Source organism: Stenotrophomonas sp. STEN063 (assembly GCF_056854515.1).
Map to the genome: position 1 here is coordinate 32178 of NZ_JBXFWF010000030.1, position 18424 is coordinate 50601.

The following is an 18424-nucleotide window of genomic DNA, read 5'->3' on the forward strand; positions in this document are numbered from 1 at the left end:
CATGCGTACCCATTTCTGCGGCCTGGTCGACGAGACCCTGATCGGCCAAACCGTGACCCTCGCCGGCTGGACCGACGTTGCCCGTAACCTCGGCGGTGTCTGCTTCATCGATCTGCGCGACCACGAAGGCATCGTCCAGGTCACCGTCGAGCCCGACAACGCCGAAGTGTTCGCCGTCGCCGCCAGCCTCGGTTACGAGGACGTGTTGCAGGTCGAAGGCGTGGTGCGTGCGCGTCATGCGGTCAACGACAAGATCCGCAGCGGCAAGGTGGAAGTGATCGCCACCCGCATCAGCATCCTCAACAAGGCCGCGCCGCTGCCGTTCCATGCGCACGAGAACCCGGGCGAGGAAACCCGCCTGAAGTACCGTTACCTGGACCTGCGTCGCCCGGAAATGCAGCGCATGCAGCGCACCCGCATCAAGCTGGTGCAGGCGCTGCGCCGCCATCTGGATGCACGCAACTTCCAGGACATCGAAACCCCGATCCTGACCAAGGCCACCCCGGAAGGCGCGCGCGACTTCCTGGTGCCGGCACGCATGCACCCGGGCGAGTTCTACGCCCTGCCGCAGAGCCCGCAGCTGTTCAAGCAGATCCTGATGGTGGCCGGCTTCGACCGCTACTACCAGATTGCCCGCTGTTTCCGCGATGAAGCCCTGCGTGCCGACCGCCAGCTGGAATTCACCCAGCTGGACATGGAGTTCGCCTTCGTGCGCGAGCGCGACGTGCAGGATTTCGTCGAGGACATGATCCGCTCGATCTTCAAGGAAGTGGTTGACGTCGACCTCGACGCCAGCTTCCCGCGCATGACCTGGGCCGAGGCGATGCGTCGCTACGGTTCGGACAAGCCGGACCTGCGCATCGCGCTGGAGCTGGTGGACGTGGCCGAGCTGGTCAAGGCCAGCGAGTTCCCGGTGTTCACCGCTGCCGCCAATGACGCCGACGGCCGCGTGGCCGCGCTGCGCATTCCCGGCGGTGCCAGCCTCAGCCGCAAGCAGATCGACGAATATGCCGCCCATGCCGCCAAATACGGCGCCAAGGGCCTGGCTTACATCAAGATTGCCGAGAACGGCGAGATCAGCTCGCCGATCCAGAAGTTCTTCGCCGAAGACGCCTTCGCTGCGCTGCTCAAGCAGGTTGGTGCCGGCAATGGCGACATCGTGTTCTTCGGTGCAGGCGGTTACAACAAGGTCTCCGACTTCATGGGTGCGCTGCGCCTGAAGGCCGGCAAGGACTTCAACCTGGTTGCCGACGGCTGGGCACCGCTGTGGGTCACCGACTTCCCGATGTTCGAGTGGGACGAGGAAGAGCAGCGTTACGTTGCCCTGCATCACCCCTTCACCGCACCGGCGGTGGACGATGTGGCCGAGTTGCGCGCACACGCCAAGACCGCTGTTTCGCGCGGTTATGACATGGTGCTCAACGGCAACGAGATCGGTGGCGGTTCCATCCGTATCCATCGCCCGGAAATGCAGAGCGCGGTGTTCGAGCTGCTCGGCATCGGTGCCGAAGAGGCGCGCGCCAAGTTCGGCTTCCTGCTGGATGCGCTGAACTTCGGTGCCCCGCCGCACGGTGGCATCGCTTTCGGTATCGACCGCATTGCCGCGCTGATGGCCGGTACCGAGTCCATCCGCGACGTGATCCCGTTCCCGAAGACCACCGGCGCACAGTGCCTGATGACCGATGCGCCGTCGCCGATCGCCGACGCGCAGCTGGCCGAAGTGCACGTGCAGGTGCGTCCGCGCGCCGACAAGGCCTGAGCCTTGGCAGCGAACGCCAGCATCCGTCGCGCCACGCCCGATGATGCTGGCGTGTTGTGTGCACTGGCCGAACGTACCTTCGTGGAGACGTTCGGCCACCTGTACCCAGCGCAGGACCTGGCCGATTACCTGGCCACGGCGTACCCGGTCGAACTACAGCGGCAACAGCTGCAGTCCGGAGATTACGCGGCGTGGTTGCTGGACGTGGCAGGCGAGGCCGTTGGCTTCGCCTTTGCCGGTCCCTGCGGTTTACCGCACGCGGATGCCAGCGCAGCCGACGGCGAGCTGAAACGCCTGTACGTGCTGGGCCAGTACCAGGGCGGCGGTCGTGGCGGCCTGTTGTTCGATGCGGCCCTGCAGTGGCTGCAGACGCCGGGGCGTACGTTGTGGATTGGCGTGTGGTCGGAGAATTTCGGCGCGCAACGCTTCTATGCACGGCATGGCTTCGAGCACGTCGGGGCCTATGAATTCCCGGTCGGCAGCGTGCGCGACAATGAGTTCATCCTGCGGCGGCTTGCTGGCTGATTGACGCTCGGCAATGCCGATTTCAGGCGTCGCCGGGAGTGCGCTCTGCCGAGCATGGCTCGGCACTACAGTTGTGTGCCTGCATTTGTGGGAGCGGCGTTAGCCGCGACGCTGGTAATCCAGCAGTTTGCCGATAGCCTCTCTGCATGCATCAAAGTGTGCGCTGCATCGCTGCGGCCATGCTTGGCCGCTGCGTCTACACAGGAAAGGGGGGCTGCGTGCGCATACGCGCGTCCTCCCGAACACCGGACCTGATCGCTGCGCCTTGTTGCTGCGGCCACGGTGCGGAATGTCTGGGCGTGGATACGGACGGCAATACTGGCGTTGGATGCCGGTGCCGGCAAGGCGAAGCAAACATGAGAAAGCAATTTGACGAGGCTCAGGTGATCGGCTTCCTGCGCGAGCTTGATGCCGGCCAAACCCTGCAGGTGCTCTGCAGGAAGCATGGTTTCAGTGATGCGTCGCGTGTGCTGTTGCGGCGTACCTGCGCTGGCCTGCGCGTGCCCCGCGCAAGCCACCTGCGGCGCTTGCAGCTGGAGAACCAGCGGCTCAAGGGTTTGTTGCGCCTGCAGGTGCTGGAGCGCGAGCGGATCAGGCAGGCCTTGCTTCAGCCATTGTGAGGCGTCACAGCGCGCCGCAGGAAGCCCGCGGCGCGCGGCGATCAACGGCTGAGCTCGGTCTCGCCTGCGGCATTGGTATGTGCCGAAACCTTGTGCAAGGCGCTCAAGGCTTCAACGAAGCCGCTGCTGTCATTGCTGCGGAACACCCCGGAAACGCGCAGTTCCCCCAGCGCTGCATCCTTGATCCGCAACGGACTGCCGCCATAGCGGTTGAACTCGTCTACCGCCGCCCGCAGTGGCATGTCTGCAAACACCAGCTGGCCCTCGATCCATGCCGGTGCGCTGCCGCCGTGGGAGCTCTGTACCTGTGGAGCCTTGCCGGCGGCCATGTGCGCGCGCTGCCCGGGAGTAAGCGTGGCCACGGCTGCGGCATGGTCGTCGGCCGCGGCGGCGCGCAGCTGTACCTTGCCTTCGAACAGGGTTACATCAAGGCCATCGTCCAGGCGATACACCTCGAACTGGGTGCCGACCGCACGCACGCTGCCTTGTGCTGTATCCACGGTCAGTGGGCGCGCGGTGTCGGCGGCAACCTTGAAGAAGGCGCGGCCCTGGTCCAGGGCGATGCGACGCTGCTGCCTGCTGTAGCGCACGCGCAGCGTGGTGCCGGTATCGAGATCAACCTGCGTGCCATCGTCGAGGGTGATGCTGCGCTGCTCGCCGATCGCGCTGGCATAGCGTTGTTCGCTGATTGGGGCCGGGGCAAGGACGCGCCAGCCAATGACAACCGCAGTCAACGCCGCCGCGCAGGCCGCCAGCCATTGCAGGCGGCGCGGCCTGCGCTGCAGCTGCGGCTGGGTTCGCGCCGGAACTGCTGCAGGGATCGCCGCCAGCCGCTGGCTGATCTCGGGCGCGGCGGAGAAATCGCCCAGCATCGTCCACATGCGCTCGACGCGCTCGTAGGCAAGCCGATGCGCGGGCTCGGCATCCAGCCAGAGCTGGTGTTCGGCCAGCTCATCTTCACTCACTTCGTCGGCGTGCAGGCGTGCAAGCCAGGCCGCAGCCTGGGTGCGGATGGGATCAGCGTCTGCAACGACTTCAAGCTTGGTTTCTTTCATGGCTGCTCCAAACGCGTGCCGAAGTGCAGCAGGGCGCGCATCATCTGTTTCTCCACGGCACTGACACTGATGCCCAGTTGGCTGGCGATGGCGGCATAGGTCATGCCTTCATAGCGATGCAGCAGGAATACCTGCTGGCAGCGCGGTGGTAAATCATCCAGCACCTTCAAGAACAGCTGCAGGCGTTCGCGGTCCTGGTAGACGCGCTCACCACATACGGTTTCGGTGGGCCAGCCCTCGGTGTTCTCATCGATGGGTACATGTTGTCCAACATGGCGGGTACGGTCGCGACGGTAACGGTCGCGCAGCAGGTTGCCCGCAATCGTCATCAAATAGGCCTCGACGTTGTTGACCTTGTCCGCCTGCGGATCGCGCATCATCCGCACCAGGGTTTCCTGGGTGAGATCTTCCGCGTCTTCCACCGTACCCAGGTGGTTCCTGAAGTAGCGCATCAGGCGTGGACGGTACTGTTGCGCCATGGCGCCCGTGTCCCGGAGGCTGTCGGGCGGGGGCTGGATGGGCGGCAGGGCGGCGGTCATTGGCAGGCGTTGACAGTCTGGGGCGACACGCGCAGCTTGGGCCAGTGCCAGTGATTCTGCCAGATGAGGGGTTTTGCGCTTGCTGCGTCTGTACAGGGGGTTGCCGGTTTGGTGCCAGTCCGGTTGTCACTGGGAGAGGGGATGATTGCCAGCGCAGGTCGCGGAAATCAGCGGGTGCGGGACGGTCGGCGTGGCATGTTGCGCTGGCTGTTGCTATGCCTTGTCCTGGTGATCGTGCCTGCTTGGGCACAGGGCAGTTCCGTCATCCGCGATTACCAGCAGCCACGGCAGCCCTTGCAGCAGGCGTTGGCGCAACTGGCAACCAGCTCGGGGCTGCAGATACTGATGGCGCCGCAGATGCTCGCTGGCAGGACCGCACCTGCGTTGAACGGGCGCTACAGCGTCGCCCAGGCACTGCAGCAACTGCTCGCTGGCAGCGGCCTGAGCTATCGGCTGACCAGCAGCGGGGTCATTACCATTGTCCAGGCGGCGACAGCGCCGGCAGCCGAAGCGCCCAAGCCAACGCAGCCGGCGACGATGCCGGCGGTGGCCAGTTCCCTGGCCTCGCTGCAGGTCACCGGCTCGCGGATACGCCGCAGCGCGTTTGAAGGCCCGGCACCGGTAACCATCATCACTGCCGAGCAGATGCAACGCGATGGCCATTTCACCTTGGCAGATGCGCTGGCCGTGAATGGCATGAGCAACTATGGCGCCGAGTCGCTGGACGGCGGCGGGCGCTTTTCGGCGAACGCGCAGCCCTTGAACCTGCGCGGCCTGGGCCCGGGCAGGGTACTGATCCTCGTCGATGGCCGGCGGTTGCCGGACTACCCGTTTCCCTCGAACGGACGCAGCAATTTCCAGAGCCTGGGTGGCATTCCCCTGGCCAGCGTGGAGCGTGTCGAGCTGATGACCGGTGGCGCCTCGGCCATCTACGGGGCCGATGCGATTGCCGGGGTGGTCAATATCGTGCTCAAACAACCGCGCAGCGGTTCGCAGGCCAGGGTGCGCACCGGCACCAGCAGCCAGGGCGGTGGTGATCGCTTTGATCTGCAGTGGTCCGCCGGGCATGGCGGCGAGAACTGGGGGCTGAGTTACGCCGTGCAATACTCGGCTGCCGAGTTGCTGCGCGGCGCGCAACGCGACCTGCAACGTCCAACGGACGGCACTGCAGGCGTGCCAGTGAATCCCGAACTTGGACTGGGCTTCATGCGCGAGGGCGGTGCCGCGCAAACGCTGGCGCCGCTGCCGCGCGATGTCTGCTCGCGCTGGCAGGGTGAGTTCGTCGACTGGGACTTCGTCGCGCCAGCCAACGCGCCATCGGCGCTGCAGGGGCACGGCTGCGGAACCTGGCGCAACGCTGGCTACACCTCGCTGATGGACGGTGTGCGGGAGTTGTCCGGGCAGCTGCATGCACAGTGGACGTTGTCACCGCACACGCAGGCATGGGCGGGCTTGCAGCTGTGGAATGCGCGCAGTGAGCTGGCCAGCGGCTTTGAAACCATCACCGGGCCGCATCTGGCCAGTACCGGCAAGGTCAGCCAAGTCTATGACCCACGCTTGGGATACCTCGCGCCACGACGCGTGCTTACCCCGCAGGAAGTAGGCGGGCCGGACGCAATGAACGATCACTACAGTGAGCGGATGTGGGATCTGGCGCTGGGGCTGCAAGGTCGTTACGGGCAGCGCCTGGACTGGAGCCTGACGGTGGGACGTTCGGATTATCGGGTGCAGCGTGATCGACGGCGTTTGCTGGGCCAGAAGGTCAATGACTTTTTCTTTGTTCCCGCGATCGGGGTGACCAATGATGGCGTCATCATCCAGCCATTGAACCTGCAGCATTGGTATCGGCCGATCACGCCTGACGAATACATGGCCATGTCCGGCAATGTGCATTACGACGCGCTTACCCGGGTGGATGAGGTGTCCTATGTTGTCTCCGGTGGGATCGCTGATCTGCCTGCGGGCAGCCTGGCAATGGCACTGGTGGCGGAAGCCAGTCGACAGCGCTACCGGCTGCGCAACACGCCATCGGTACTGCCCCTGCAGATGGACACCTATAACCTTACCGGCAGCGTGGGCGAGGGGACGCGCGATCGCTACGCGCTGGGCGCAGAGCTGAGCGTTCCGCTGACGACGGCGATCAAGGGCAGTCTGGCCGGCCGCGTGGACAGGTACGACGACGCGGTCGCAGTCGCCACCGCGCGCACCTGGAGTGCGGGGCTGGAATGGCGGCCTGCACACAATCTGCTGTTGCGTGCCAGCCACGCGACCAGCTTCAAGATGCCGGACATGCACTGGGTGTTCACCGATGGCGGCGGCAGTTTTGGCAGCGCCATCGATGCAAGGCGCTGCATCGTTGCCGGTGCCAATCCCGGCTGCGCTGGTTATGCATCGGAGTTTCTGACCCGGACCTATCGCAACCCTGAGCTGGGTGCGGAGACCGGCACCTCGACCACGGTCGGTGTTGTCTGGGATGCCAGCGATGCCTTGTCGATCAGTGCCGACTATTGGGATGTCAGCAATGAAGGCGGCATTGGCCGCATCTCGCCCGCGCTGCTGCTGCGTGATGAAGCCGAGTGCGCCACCGGCCTGCGCCCGGATGGGCGCCCGAGCATGGTGGATCCACGCTCCTGGGAGTGTCGCAAGGCACGTTCGCGGGTAGTGCGTAGTGGCGAGCAGGGCGATGGCCGCATCCTCATGGTCGAGTCGACGGCGGCCAACCAGTCCGAGCAACGCATCCGCGGCATCGACACGGTAGTGGATTGGCGTTTCAGCAACGGCATCGGTGACTTCACCCTGCACATGGCCTGGACGCACACGTTCTGGGCCCAGCGCCGGGTGCGCTCGCCCGGTACCCTGCACGAGGAATGGCGCGAGACGCAGTGGGAGTCGGGTGAAAACCTGGCATTCCGCAGCAACCTGCGTACCAGTCTGGGTTGGCAGGGACAGAGTGGCTGGTCAGCCAATCTGTCCGGCATCCGCTACGGCCGCTTGCCGCGTGTTGATGGCCAAGGCCGGATCAAGCCACTGCTGCTGTGGGATGCCAATGCCGGAAAACAGATCAGCAAGCGCGCAACGGCGACCTTGTTCATCAACAATCTATTCAATTCAGCGCCGCCGCGTGACAGCAGCAATGACGAATTTCCGTACTACTACGACGAGGTCTACAGCGCGGTAGGGCGGCAGCTGGCCGTGCAGCTGGATTACAACTTCGACTGAAGGCAGGGGCGTTGCCCGTTGTGGTGGGCCGGGGCGATGACGGAAACTGCGCGCATGTCATGGCAGAACTCCCCGCGTCCCCGTGTGCTGATCCTGCACGGCATCTGGAACACCCGCTCCTGGCTGTTGCCATTGGCCTGGCGGCTGCGCACGCAGGGCTTCGCAGTGGATACGTTTGGCTACGCCAGCGTGTTCGGCGGACCCGAACAGGCGGTGCCGCAGTTGGTGCAACGTTTGCGCACGGAAGGGCAGGTATCGCTGGTCGGGCACAGCCTGGGTGGTCTGGTCGCGCTGGAGGCGTTGCGGCAGGCGCCGAGCCTGGAGGTGCCGCGGGTGGTCTGCCTGGGCTCACCGCTATGCGGCAGCGGCACCGCCCGTTCAATGGCCGAGCATGGTTGGGTGGCGGCCTTGGGGCGTAGTGGCGACCTGTTGTTGCACGGTTTGCCGGATTGGCAGGGAAAGGCCGAGGTCGGCCTGATCGCCGGCTCGGTGGCGCATGGGCTGGGGGCGATGATGGGCGCGCTGGATGGCGAATCCGATGGCACCGTGGGCCTGGCCGAAACCCGTCTGCCGGGCCTGGCCGATCACTGCGTGGTGCCGGTCAGCCACAGCGGACTGGTGCTGTCGCCCGAGGTGGCCACGCTGACCGCCGGCTTCCTGCGTCATGGGCGCTTTCCGACGGTTGCCGCCGTAACCGGCTGATGACGGGGGCTGGGCGGGGGATCAGGTAGAATTACCGTCCTGTTCCTGACAGATGTACGGTATTCCCATGGGTCGAGGTCCTTCCATCGAAGGTCGCAAAAACGCGAATGACGCGAAGCGCGGCAAGATTTTCACCAAAATCATCCGGGAGATCAGCGTTGCTGCCCGTGGTGGCGGAGGCGACCCAAACAACAACCCGCGCCTGCGCGTGGCGATGGACAAGGGCTTGGCCGCGAACATGACCAAGGATGTCATCGAGCGCGCGATCAAGAAGGCCACCGGTGAGTTGGAAGGCGTCGAGTACGAGGAAGTGCGCTACGAGGGCTATGCCCCGGGCGGCATCGCCGTGATCGTCGACTGCCTGACCGACAACCGCGTGCGCACCGTGGCCGACGTCCGCCATGCTTTCAGCAAGTGCGGCGGCAACATGGGCACCGAAGGCTCGGTGTCGTTCATGTTCAAGCGGCTGGGCGTGCTGAGCTTTGCACCGGGTGCGGATGAAGAGGCCATCACCGAGGCGGCGATCGAGGCTGGTGCCGACGATATCGCGGTCTATCCGGAAGATGGCTCCATCGACGTGATCACCGCGCCGGAAGCCTTCCAGTCGGTGAAGGACGCGATGACAGCCGCCAAGCTGGTGCCGGACCACAGTGAAATCACCTTCCGTGCCGACAACGACGTCGCCGTCGATGCCGATACCGCCGTGCAGGTGAAGAAGCTGCTGGACATGCTTGAAGACCTGGACGATGTGCAGGACGTGTATTCCAACGTCGACCAGGCAGGCCTGGAGCGGGTCTGAGGACCCGCCCGGTCCCACCGGGTGAGACGGCGTCCGGCCATGCTGGGCGCCGTTTTTTACTGATAGAGGCAGCATGACCCGCATCCTTGGCATTGATCCCGGCTCGCAACGCACCGGCGTCGGCATCATCGACATCGACGCCAACGGCCGCGCCCGCCATGTTCATCACGCGCCACTGGTGTTGTTGGGAGCGGCGGATTTCCCGCAGCGCTTGCGCTTGCTGGCGCATGGGCTGCATGCCTTGATCGAGGAATTCCAGCCGCAGGAAGTGGCGATCGAGAAGGTGTTCATGGCCAAGAATGCCGATTCGGCCTTGAAGCTGGGCCAGGCGCGTGGGGCGGCGGTGTGTGCGGTGGTGATGCGCGACCTGCCGGTCAGCGAATACGCCGCCACCGAGATCAAGCTGGCCGTGGTTGGCCGCGGCGGCGCGGAAAAGCAGCAGGTGCAGCACATGGTGGGTTTGATGTTGAACCTGCAGGGCAAATTACAGGCAGACGCCGCCGATGCATTGGCGGTGGCCATCACGCATGCACATGTCCGCGCCACGGCCAACCGGCTGGGGGTGGATGTGCGCCAGGCTTGGAGTCGCAAATGAGGTTTTTCGCATGATCGGTCGCCTGCGCGGCATCCTCGCCTACAAGGCCCCGCCGTGGCTGGTGATCGACGTCAATGGCGTCGGTTATGAGTTGGAGGCGCCGATGAGCACCTTCTATGACCTGCCCGATGTCGGTCGCGAGGTCATCCTGTTCACCCATTACGCGCAGAAGGAAGACAGCGTCTCGCTGTACGGCTTCCTGCGTGAGGGCGAGCGCCGGCTGTTCCGCGACGTGCAGAAGGTGTCGGGCATCGGCGCCAAGATCGCGCTGGCGGTGCTGTCCGGGGCCAGCGTCGACGAGTTCGCGCGGCTGATCCAGACCGGCGATGTCACTGCGTTGACCCGTATTCCCGGTATAGGCAAGAAGACCGCCGAGCGCATGGTGGTCGAACTGCGTGACCGCGCAGCCAATTTCACCGGTGGCGGCGCACCCATTGCCGGCCAGCTGGGCACCGATGCGGTGTCCGAGGCGACAGTGGCGTTGCAGCAACTGGGCTATAAACCGGCAGAGGCGGCCAAGATGGCGCGCGATGCCGGTGCCGAGGGCGATGATGTCGCCACGGTCATCCGTAAAGCGCTGCAGGCAGCCCTGCGTTAACCCCTTCGGCAGCATGACGCCAACCCGAGATCGCCATGTCCCACGCTCCTTCCACGTCTGAATCCTCCACTCAAGGCCATGGCCACGGTCACGGCGGCGCTGCCGGCGGCCTGGCACTGGTTGTCGGCGCCATCGGCGTGGTGTTCGGCGATATCGGCACCAGCCCGCTGTACACCCTGAAGGAAGCATTCTCGCCGCACTACGGGCTCAACAGTGACCACGACACCGTGCTGGGCGTGCTGTCGTTGGCGTTCTGGGCGCTGAACATGGTGGTCACGCTCAAGTACGTGACCATCATCATGCGCGCCGACAACGACGGCGAGGGCGGCATCATGGCGCTGATGGCGCTGGCCCAGCGCACCCTGCGCAATGGCTCGCGGTCAGCCTATGTGGTCGGCATCCTCGGTATTTTCGGCGCCTCGCTGTTCTTTGGTGATGGGGTGATCACCCCGGCGATTTCGGTGCTGGGCGCGGTCGAGGGCCTGGAAGTCGCGGCGCCGGGGTTGGGGCATTTCGTGGTGCCGATCACCCTGGTGGTGCTGGCGGCGGTGTTCGCCGCGCAGCGCTTCGGTACCGAGAAGGTGGGCAAGGTGTTCGGCCCGGTGATGACCATCTGGTTCCTGTCACTGGCCGCGATCGGCATCTGGAACGTGATCGCCGCGCCTGAGGTACTCAAGGCCTTCAACCCGCTGTGGGCGGCGCGCTTCTTCATGGAGCATGGCTGGCACGGCGTCTTCATTCTCGGCGCGGTGGTGCTGGCGGTGACCGGTGGCGAGGCCTTGTATGCGGACATGGGCCACTTCGGTGCGCCGCCAATCCGCCATGCCTGGTATTTCTTCGTGCTGCCGTGCCTGGTGTTGAACTACCTGGGGCAGGGCGCGCTGGTGCTGCAGCGTCCCGACGCGGTGGCAAATCCGTTCTTCGAGGCGGTGCCGGGTTGGGCGCTGATTCCGATGATCCTGCTGGCGACGGCTGCGGCGGTGATCGCCAGCCAGTCGGTGATCACCGGCGCGTTCTCGGTATCGCGGCAGGCCATGCAGCTGGGTTACATCCCGCGCATGCGCATCCTGCATACCTCGCACGACACCATCGGCCAGATCTATATCCCGGGCATCAACTGGGGCCTGGCGGTGATGGTGTTCGGGCTGGTGCTGGCCTTCCGCAGCTCCAGCAACCTGGCGGTGGCCTACGGCATCTCGGTGTCGGGCACGATGCTGATCGACACCTTGCTGTTGGCGCTGGTGGCCCGCGTGCTGTGGCCACGGGCGCGCCACGCCATCATTGCCTTGTGCGTGGTGTTCCTGGTGATCGACCTGGGCTTCGTGATCGCCAACGGCGCAAAGCTGCTGCAGGGCGCCTGGTTCCCGCTGGTGCTTGGCCTGGTGCTGTTCACGATGATGCGCACCTGGCGCCGTGGTCGTGAGCTGCTGCGTGATGAGATCCGCAAGGACGGTATCCGTCTGGACACATTCTTGCCTGGCCTGATGCTGGCACCGCCAGTACGGGTACCGGGTACGGCGGTGTTCCTGACCGCCGATCCAAGCGTGGTCCCGCATGCGCTGATGCACAACCTCAAGCACAACAAGGTGCTGCACGAGCGCAATGTGTTCCTGCACGTGGAAACCCTGCCGATGCCATATGCGGCCGAAGGCCAGCGCCTGCGCATCGATTCGGTGGGTGATGAGTTCTACCGTGTCCATGTGCGCTACGGTTTCATGGAAACCCCGGATATTCCTTTGGCGCTGATGCGCTCCTGCGACCATGGCGGCATCTATTTCGACCCGATGGATACCACCTTCTTCGCCAGCCGCGAGACCATCGTGGCCAGTGCCAACCGTGGCATGCCGATCTGGCGCGACAAGCTGTTCGCCTTCATGCATCGCAACGCGGCGCCTGCCACTGGCTTCTTCCGTATTCCGGGCAACCGGTTGGTGGAATTGGGCGCGCAGGTGGAAATCTGATCGGATGCGACGTGCTTGGCGCATAATTGCGAAATGACTGACGACCGCATCATCGGCGCCGGCGCGACCCGCGAGGACGACGCCGCCGACGCCAGCATCCGCCCGCGCAGCCTGGCCGATTATCTCGGCCAGGCACCGGTGCGCGAGCAGATGGATATCTATATCCAGGCCGCCAAGGCCCGCCGCGAGGCGCTGGACCATGTGCTGATCTTCGGCCCGCCCGGGCTGGGCAAGACCACGCTGAGCCACGTGATCGCCAACGAGCTGGGTGTGGCGCTGCGTGTCACTTCCGGCCCGGTGATCGAGAAAGCCGGCGATCTGGCCGCGCTGCTGACCAATCTGCAGCCGCATGACGTCTTGTTCATCGACGAAATCCACCGTCTTTCGCCAGTGGTGGAGGAAGTGCTGTACCCGGCGATGGAAGACTTCCAGATCGACATCATGATCGGCGACGGCCCGGCCGCGCGCTCGATCAAGCTGGATCTGCCGCCGTTTACCCTGATTGGCGCCACCACCCGCGCCGGGCTGCTGACCGCGCCGCTGCGCGACCGCTTCGGCATCGTGCAGCGGCTGGAGTTCTATTCGGCCGAGGAGCTGACCCGCATCGTGCGGCGTTCGGCAGGCATCCTTGGCATTGATTGCAGCGCCGAAGGTGCCGGCGAGATCGCCCGCCGTTCGCGTGGCACCCCGCGTATCGCCAACCGGCTGCTGCGACGCGTGCGTGACTATGCCCAGGTCAAGGCCGGTGGGCATATCGACCAGGCGGTGGCGCAGGCGGCGATGCAGATGCTCAAGGTCGATCCGGAAGGCTTCGATGAGCTGGATCGGCGCATGCTGCGCACCCTGGTGGAATATTTCGATGGCGGCCCGGTCGGGGTCGAGTCGATGGCCGCAGCCCTTTCCGAGGAGCGTGGCACCCTGGAAGACGTGGTCGAACCGTTCCTGATCCAGCAGGGTTTCCTGGTGCGCACCGCCCGCGGGCGCATGGCCACCAGCAAGGCCTACCGCCATCTGGGCCTCAAACCCAAGGCGGCACCGGCGCCTGCGGACCTGTTCGCGGAGCAACGCGATGACGAATGAGTCTCGGTTCAGTTGGCCGACACGCATTTACTGGGAAGATACCGACGCTGGCGGCGTGGTGTACCACGCCCGCTACGTGGCCTTCATGGAGAGGGCAAGGACCGAATGGATGCGCGCCCTCGGCTATGGTCAGGAAACCATGCGTTGCGGTGACGGCCAGGTATTCGTGGTCCGTGCCATGAACCTGGATTTCCTGAAGCCGGCCAAGCTGGACGATGCGCTGACCACCACGGTGGAACTGCTGCAATGCCGGCGGGCCAGCCTGCTGATGGCGCAGGCGGTGATGCGCGATGACCAGGTGCTGGCGACGGCGCAGGTCCGCCTTGCCGCTGTCGGTGCCCGCGACTTCCGTCCGCAGGCGCTTGATGACACGCTTTACGCAGTACTGAAACCCCTTCAAACACAACCCGCTTAAGCAACACTGAGGAAGATCGGATGATCGCTTTGCTTCTGGCCCTGCAGGCCACCGTGACCGAGGTCCTGCCGGCCGACGTCAGCGCCGCCGCTGCGCAGACCGTGGCGCAGGCCAGCCATGGCGGCGGCATCAACTACCTGGACCTGATGCTCAAGGCCAGTATCCCGGTCAAGCTGATCGTGCTGCTGTTGCTGGCAGGTTCGTTCATCAGCTGGGTGATCATTTTCCGCAAGGCACGCGTGTTCAAGGCCGCCGACAACGAGGCCAGCGAGTTCGAGAACCGCTTCTGGTCTGGCGCCGATCTGGGCAAGTTGTACGCCTCGGCCACCGACCGCAACCGTCAGGTTGATGGTCTGGAAGCCATTTTCGAAGCCGGTTTCCGCGAATATTCGCGCCTGCAGGGCCGCCGCGCTTTCGACGGCCGTACCCAGCTGGAAGGCGCGCAGCGCGCCATGCGCACCACCTACGCCCGTGAAGTGGATGGGTTGGAGCGCAACTTGGAATTGCTGGCCAATATTGGTTCCACTGCCCCGTACGTGGGTCTGGTCGGCACCGTGTTCGGCATCATGGTGACCATGCACGACATGATCAGCAGCGGTGAGCAGGCCGGTATCGCCTCGGTTGCCCCGGGTATTTCCGAAGCCCTGTTCGCCACCGCGATCGGCCTGTTCGTGGCCATCCCGGCGGTGTGGGCCTATAACCGCTTCACCACCCGCGTCGAGCGGTTGTCGGTGCGCTATGAAACCTTCGCCGAGGAGTTCAGCTCCATCCTGCAGCGCCAGCAGAGCGGCAGCGACGAGTAAGTGCGCCAGCGCCTTCCTCTGACCGCAGGAGCCCATCTATGACCGCCGCCATTCCCCGCCGCAAGCGCCGCAAGCTCAAGTCCGAGATCAACGTCGTGCCGTATATCGACGTGATGCTCGTGCTGCTGATCATCTTCATGGTGACAGCGCCGCTGCTGACCCTCAGTTTCGAGGTCGACCTGCCCAGTTCCACCGCCAAGGCGCTGGAGAGCAAGCAGGACCCGATCGTGGTCTCGGTGCGCGCCGACGGCCAGATGAGCCTGAAGCTGCCCGAAGCCAAGGACCCGCAGGCCATGGACGCTGGCGCGCTGCAGGCGCAATTGAGCGCATTGGCCTCGCAGGACAAGGCGCTTCGCGTGATCGTGGCCGCCGACAAGAGCGTGGCCTATGAGAAGGTCATGGACGCCATGGATGTGATCAAGGCCGCGAAGATCGAAAAGGTGGGTCTGGCGACCGATGCACGCTGACGCACTGCCACCACCGCACGACAACCGCAACGAGTGGGGCCTGCCGGTCGTACTGGCGTTGCTGGTGCACCTGTTGGTCGCGGCGATTTTCATCATCGCCTGGGTGTGGTCGCCTTCCCGCAGCACCGAGGCCGCCGCTGGTGACCCGGCGCTTGAGGCCAACATGCAGCTGTCCGCCGCCGAGGCTTCGGCCGCGCGGCAGGCCCTGCGTGCCTCGGAAAAACTGCCGGATCTGCCCGAGCCGGTGGAAGAAGCCCAGCCCGAGCCGGTGCCGGAAGACACCGTGCCGCCGCCGCAGCCCATCCCCGAGCCCAAGCCGCAGGACGCGCCCACCCCGCAGCAGCACAACGCCCAGGAGCGCATTGCCCAGCCGGACACGGTCGACCAGGAGCGCGTCAGTGCCTTGGCCATTTCCCAGGAGAAGGCCAAGCAGGAGCAGGAGGCCAAGCGCCGCCAGGAGCAGATCGACCTGACCGAACGCAAGCGCGTGGAAGAGGCCGAGCAGAAGCTGCGCCTGGCCAAGCAGCAGGAAGAGGCCGATCGCAAGAAGCTCGCCGACCAGCAGCGCCAGGCCAACGAGAACCAGGCCGAGCAGGAGCGCCAGCAGAAGATCGCCGAGATCCGCCGCAAGCGTGAGCAGGCCGAGCGCGAAGCCAAATTGGCCGAGCAGCGCCTGCGCCAGGTGGCCGATGCCCGCGCCCGTGCGCAGGCGGCGTCGACCAGCAGTGGTACCAGCGGGCCGAGCACGCCGTCGCCGGGGCAGGGCGGCACCAGCAATGACCTGACCGCCAAATATGCTGCTGCCATCCAGCAGGCCGTGGTTGCGCAGTGGAACCGGCCGGACAATGTCGCCAATGGCACGCGTTGCCGGATCCTGATCAAGCAGCTGCCGGGCGGCGAGGTGATGAGTGCCGAGGTGCAATCGGGTTGCGCCATGGACGCGGCAGCGCGTGATTCCATCGAGCGTGCCGTGCTGAGGGCGCAGCCGCTGCCCTTCCGTGGCTATGAGACGGTGTTCCGGCGCGAGCTGATGTTTACATTCACCGCCCAGAACTGAGCGATGGCTGTTCCGGGCATCCGGTTGGTTTCATTGGAAATTTATAATTTGGGGCGGTGGCTGGCGGATTTCACATGACTTTCGTTCACGATTGCGAAAATGTTCATCTGCGTGCTGCTATCCCTCTCTTATTCATTCGTACTGCTGAGCGCCTCATGAAGAATCTGTCACGCTGGCTGGTCGCCCTCACCGTTCTGCTGCTGCCTTTTGTGGCCGCGGCACAGCAGGGGGCTTTGGAAATCGAAATCACCGGTGGCAACGCCTCGGCCACGCCGATCACGGTTGTGCCGATGGCCTACCAGGGGTCGGCCGGTGCGCCGCAGACCGACGTGGCTGCGGTGGTGCGCGCCGACCTGGACCGTTCCGGCCAGTTCCGCAACCTGCCCGAAGCGCAGATTGTCGAACGCCCCAGCCGCGGCAGCGAGGTGCAATACCCGACCTGGCGCGCGCTCAAGCAGGATTTCCTGGTCGTCGGTCGGGTGCAGGACGCCGGTGCCGGCGCTTACCGCGTGGAATACGAACTGTTCGACGTGGCCAAGGGCGAGCGCCTGCTCGGCCTGGCGATGACCGCACGTTCCAGCGCCATGCGTGATGTCGCCCACCAGATGGCCGATGCGATCTACGAGAAGATCACCGGTGTGCGTGGTGCCTTCTGGACCCGAATCGCCTACATCACTGCCAGCGGCAGTGGCGCCAACATGCGCTATGCGCTGATGGTGGCCGATTCCGACGGCTACAGCCCGCAGACCATCGTGCGCTCGGCCGAGCCGCTGCTGTCGCCGAGCTGGAGTCCGGACGGTCGCAAGCTGGCCTATGTCAGCTTCGAGCGCGGCAACTCCTCCATCTACGTGCAGGACATCGCCACCGGTGGCCGTGAGCTGCTGACCAGCTTCCGCGGCATCAACAGCGCGCCCTCGTTCTCACCGGACGGCCGTCGCCTGGCCCTGGCCCTGTCGCGCAGCGGCAACCCGGAGATCTACGTGATGGACCTGGGCAGCAAGCAGCTGACCCAGCTGACCAACCACTTCGGCATCGACACCGAGCCGACCTGGGCCGCCGATGGCAGCTCGGTCTACTTCACCTCCGATCGCGGCGGACGCCCGCAGATCTACCAGGTGCCGGCCACCGGCGGCAGCGCCAGCCGCGTGACCTTCCAGGGCAACTACAATGCCAAGGCCAGCGTCTCCTTCGATGGCAAGAAGATTGCCGTCGCCCAGGGCGCGGGCAGCAGCTACAAGATCGCGGTGATGGACAGCAGCCTGGGGGCGGCGCGCTGGAGCACGCTGTCGCCGGGTTCGTTGGACGAATCGCCCAGTTTTGCGCCCAATGCGAGCATGGTGCTGTACGCCGCTCGTGAAGGTGGGCGTGGTGTGTTGTATGAAGTATCCGCCGACGGCCGGGTGCGCCAGCGCTTGGTGCTGGCCGATGGCGACGTGCGTGAGCCAGCATGGGGTCCGTACCGCACTGCGCGTTGATAAAATGTTAATCTCTTCCCGCATTAATCCCCAACATTGGCCAGGAGCCACTAGGTATAGCCATGAACAAGTCAACTCGTGTTTTGCTCGTTTCGCTGCTGTCGGTAGCCGCGCTCGCTGGCTGCTCGAAGAAGGTCAAGGAACAGCCGGCACAGCCGCCGGTTGATACCGGTTCGACCACCCAGCCGACCGGCCCGTCCACCTCTGGCCTGTACGGCCCGGGCGACCTGGATACCGACGCCTGCCTGCGTCAGCGCGTTGTCTACTTCGACCTGGACCAGGATTCGGTCAAGCCGGAATTCCAGGCCATCATGGCTTGCCACGCCAAGTACCTGCGTGACCGTCCGTCCTCGCGCATCACCCTGCAGGGCAACACCGACGAACGCGGCAGCCGCGCTTACAACCAGGCCCTAGGCGAGCGTCGTGGCAATGGCGTGAACTCGGCTCTGCAGGCCAACGGTGGTTCGGCTTCGCAGCTGACCGTCGTGTCCTACGGCGAAGAGCGTCCGGTCTGCACCGATTCGAACGAGTCCTGCTGGTCGCAGAACCGTCGCGTCGAAATCGTCTACACCGCGCAGTAATCGATGCGCATCAGTCTCAAACTGATGCTCGTGGTCGCGGGGGGGGGGGGGGGGGGGGGGGCCGCCGCGGGGGGCCGCCGCCCGCGCCGGCCCGGGCCGGGCCGGGGGGGGGGGGCGGGGGGGGGGGGTGGGGGGGCCGGGCGCGGCCGGGCGGGGCCGTGGGCGGAGGGACGG

At 65.2% G+C, this 18424-nt stretch carries 18 protein-coding genes; 16 read left to right on the top strand and 2 right to left on the bottom strand.

Features of this window, described 5'->3' with window-relative positions; all coding sequences use genetic code 11:
• Position 1 precedes the first annotated feature (1 nt).
• From aspS to AC1VWL_RS10020, 3 genes are all read left to right on the top strand, one after another.
• Positions 2-1759: an aspartate--tRNA ligase gene (gene aspS, locus AC1VWL_RS10010; protein ID WP_482986579.1), complete on the top strand. Its 1758-nt coding sequence runs from the start codon at positions 2-4 to the stop codon at positions 1757-1759.
• Positions 1760-1762: 3 nt separating this feature from the next.
• Complete coding sequence (locus AC1VWL_RS10015; protein WP_482986580.1) at positions 1763-2284, top strand: GNAT family N-acetyltransferase; 522 nt, start codon at positions 1763-1765, stop codon at positions 2282-2284.
• A gap of 356 nt (positions 2285-2640) precedes the next feature.
• On the top strand, positions 2641-2904 hold the full coding sequence (locus AC1VWL_RS10020; RefSeq protein WP_482986581.1) for a transposase: 264 nt from the start codon (positions 2641-2643) through the stop codon (positions 2902-2904).
• 41 nt (positions 2905-2945) lie between these two features.
• On the opposite strand, the gene AC1VWL_RS10025 is transcribed toward AC1VWL_RS10020, so the two are convergent.
• Both AC1VWL_RS10025 and AC1VWL_RS10030 read right to left on the bottom strand, forming a co-directional pair.
• A complete protein-coding gene (locus AC1VWL_RS10025) occupies positions 2946-3959 on the bottom strand; it encodes a FecR family protein (RefSeq protein WP_482986582.1) in 1014 nt (337 codons plus the stop codon).
• The gene (locus AC1VWL_RS10030; RefSeq protein ID WP_282269170.1) at positions 3956-4438 is read right to left on the bottom strand and encodes an RNA polymerase sigma factor; all 483 of its coding nucleotides are present in this window, start codon (positions 4436-4438) and stop codon (positions 3956-3958) included. The genes AC1VWL_RS10025 and AC1VWL_RS10030 overlap by 4 nt, the downstream gene beginning before the upstream one ends.
• A 255-nt stretch (positions 4439-4693) precedes the next feature.
• Between AC1VWL_RS10030 and AC1VWL_RS10035 the strand changes: the two genes are divergently transcribed.
• From AC1VWL_RS10035 to pal, 13 genes are all read left to right on the top strand, one after another.
• A complete protein-coding gene (locus AC1VWL_RS10035; protein ID WP_482986583.1) occupies positions 4694-7717 on the top strand; it encodes a TonB-dependent receptor domain-containing protein in 3024 nt (1007 codons plus the stop codon).
• 54 nt (positions 7718-7771) lie between these two features.
• Complete coding sequence (locus AC1VWL_RS10040) at positions 7772-8419, top strand: esterase/lipase family protein (RefSeq protein WP_482986584.1); 648 nt, start codon at positions 7772-7774, stop codon at positions 8417-8419.
• Between the two features lie 67 nt (positions 8420-8486).
• Positions 8487-9218, top strand: a complete 732-nt coding sequence (locus AC1VWL_RS10045) for a YebC/PmpR family DNA-binding transcriptional regulator (protein WP_296251750.1) — start codon at positions 8487-8489, stop codon at positions 9216-9218.
• A gap of 73 nt (positions 9219-9291) precedes the next feature.
• Positions 9292-9813, top strand: coding sequence for a crossover junction endodeoxyribonuclease RuvC (gene ruvC / locus AC1VWL_RS10050; protein ID WP_282269162.1), 522 nt, complete (start codon positions 9292-9294; stop codon positions 9811-9813).
• A gap of 10 nt (positions 9814-9823) precedes the next feature.
• Positions 9824-10411 carry a Holliday junction branch migration protein RuvA gene (gene ruvA / locus AC1VWL_RS10055; protein ID WP_282269160.1) on the top strand — a complete coding sequence of 196 codons (588 nt, stop codon included), beginning with the start codon at positions 9824-9826 and terminating at the stop codon, positions 10409-10411.
• Between the two features lie 35 nt (positions 10412-10446).
• Positions 10447-12372, top strand: coding sequence for a potassium transporter Kup (locus tag AC1VWL_RS10060; protein ID WP_482986585.1), 1926 nt, complete (start codon positions 10447-10449; stop codon positions 12370-12372).
• Positions 12373-12405: 33 nt separating this feature from the next.
• Positions 12406-13452: a Holliday junction branch migration DNA helicase RuvB gene (gene ruvB, locus AC1VWL_RS10065; RefSeq protein WP_481533528.1), complete on the top strand. Its 1047-nt coding sequence runs from the start codon at positions 12406-12408 to the stop codon at positions 13450-13452.
• Positions 13442-13867 carry a tol-pal system-associated acyl-CoA thioesterase gene (gene ybgC / locus AC1VWL_RS10070; RefSeq protein ID WP_282269154.1) on the top strand — a complete coding sequence of 142 codons (426 nt, stop codon included), beginning with the start codon at positions 13442-13444 and terminating at the stop codon, positions 13865-13867. Before ruvB ends, ybgC begins: the two co-directional genes overlap by 11 nt.
• Positions 13868-13887: 20 nt before the next feature.
• Positions 13888-14670: a protein TolQ gene (gene tolQ / locus AC1VWL_RS10075; protein ID WP_296251744.1), complete on the top strand. Its 783-nt coding sequence runs from the start codon at positions 13888-13890 to the stop codon at positions 14668-14670.
• A 38-nt stretch (positions 14671-14708) separates the two neighbouring features.
• Positions 14709-15137, top strand: a complete 429-nt coding sequence (tolR, locus tag AC1VWL_RS10080) for a protein TolR (RefSeq protein ID WP_296251742.1) — start codon at positions 14709-14711, stop codon at positions 15135-15137.
• On the top strand, positions 15127-16194 hold the full coding sequence (gene tolA, locus AC1VWL_RS10085) for a cell envelope integrity protein TolA (protein ID WP_482986586.1): 1068 nt from the start codon (positions 15127-15129) through the stop codon (positions 16192-16194). Before tolR ends, tolA begins: the two co-directional genes overlap by 11 nt.
• A 155-nt stretch (positions 16195-16349) precedes the next feature.
• Positions 16350-17669, top strand: a complete 1320-nt coding sequence (gene tolB / locus AC1VWL_RS10090) for a Tol-Pal system beta propeller repeat protein TolB (protein WP_481533526.1) — start codon at positions 16350-16352, stop codon at positions 17667-17669.
• A 62-nt stretch (positions 17670-17731) separates the two neighbouring features.
• Positions 17732-18250 (top strand): peptidoglycan-associated lipoprotein Pal, encoded by a 519-nt coding sequence (pal, locus tag AC1VWL_RS10095; RefSeq protein ID WP_282269147.1) that lies wholly within the window; start codon positions 17732-17734, stop codon positions 18248-18250.
• Positions 18251-18424: the final 174 nt, after the last annotated feature.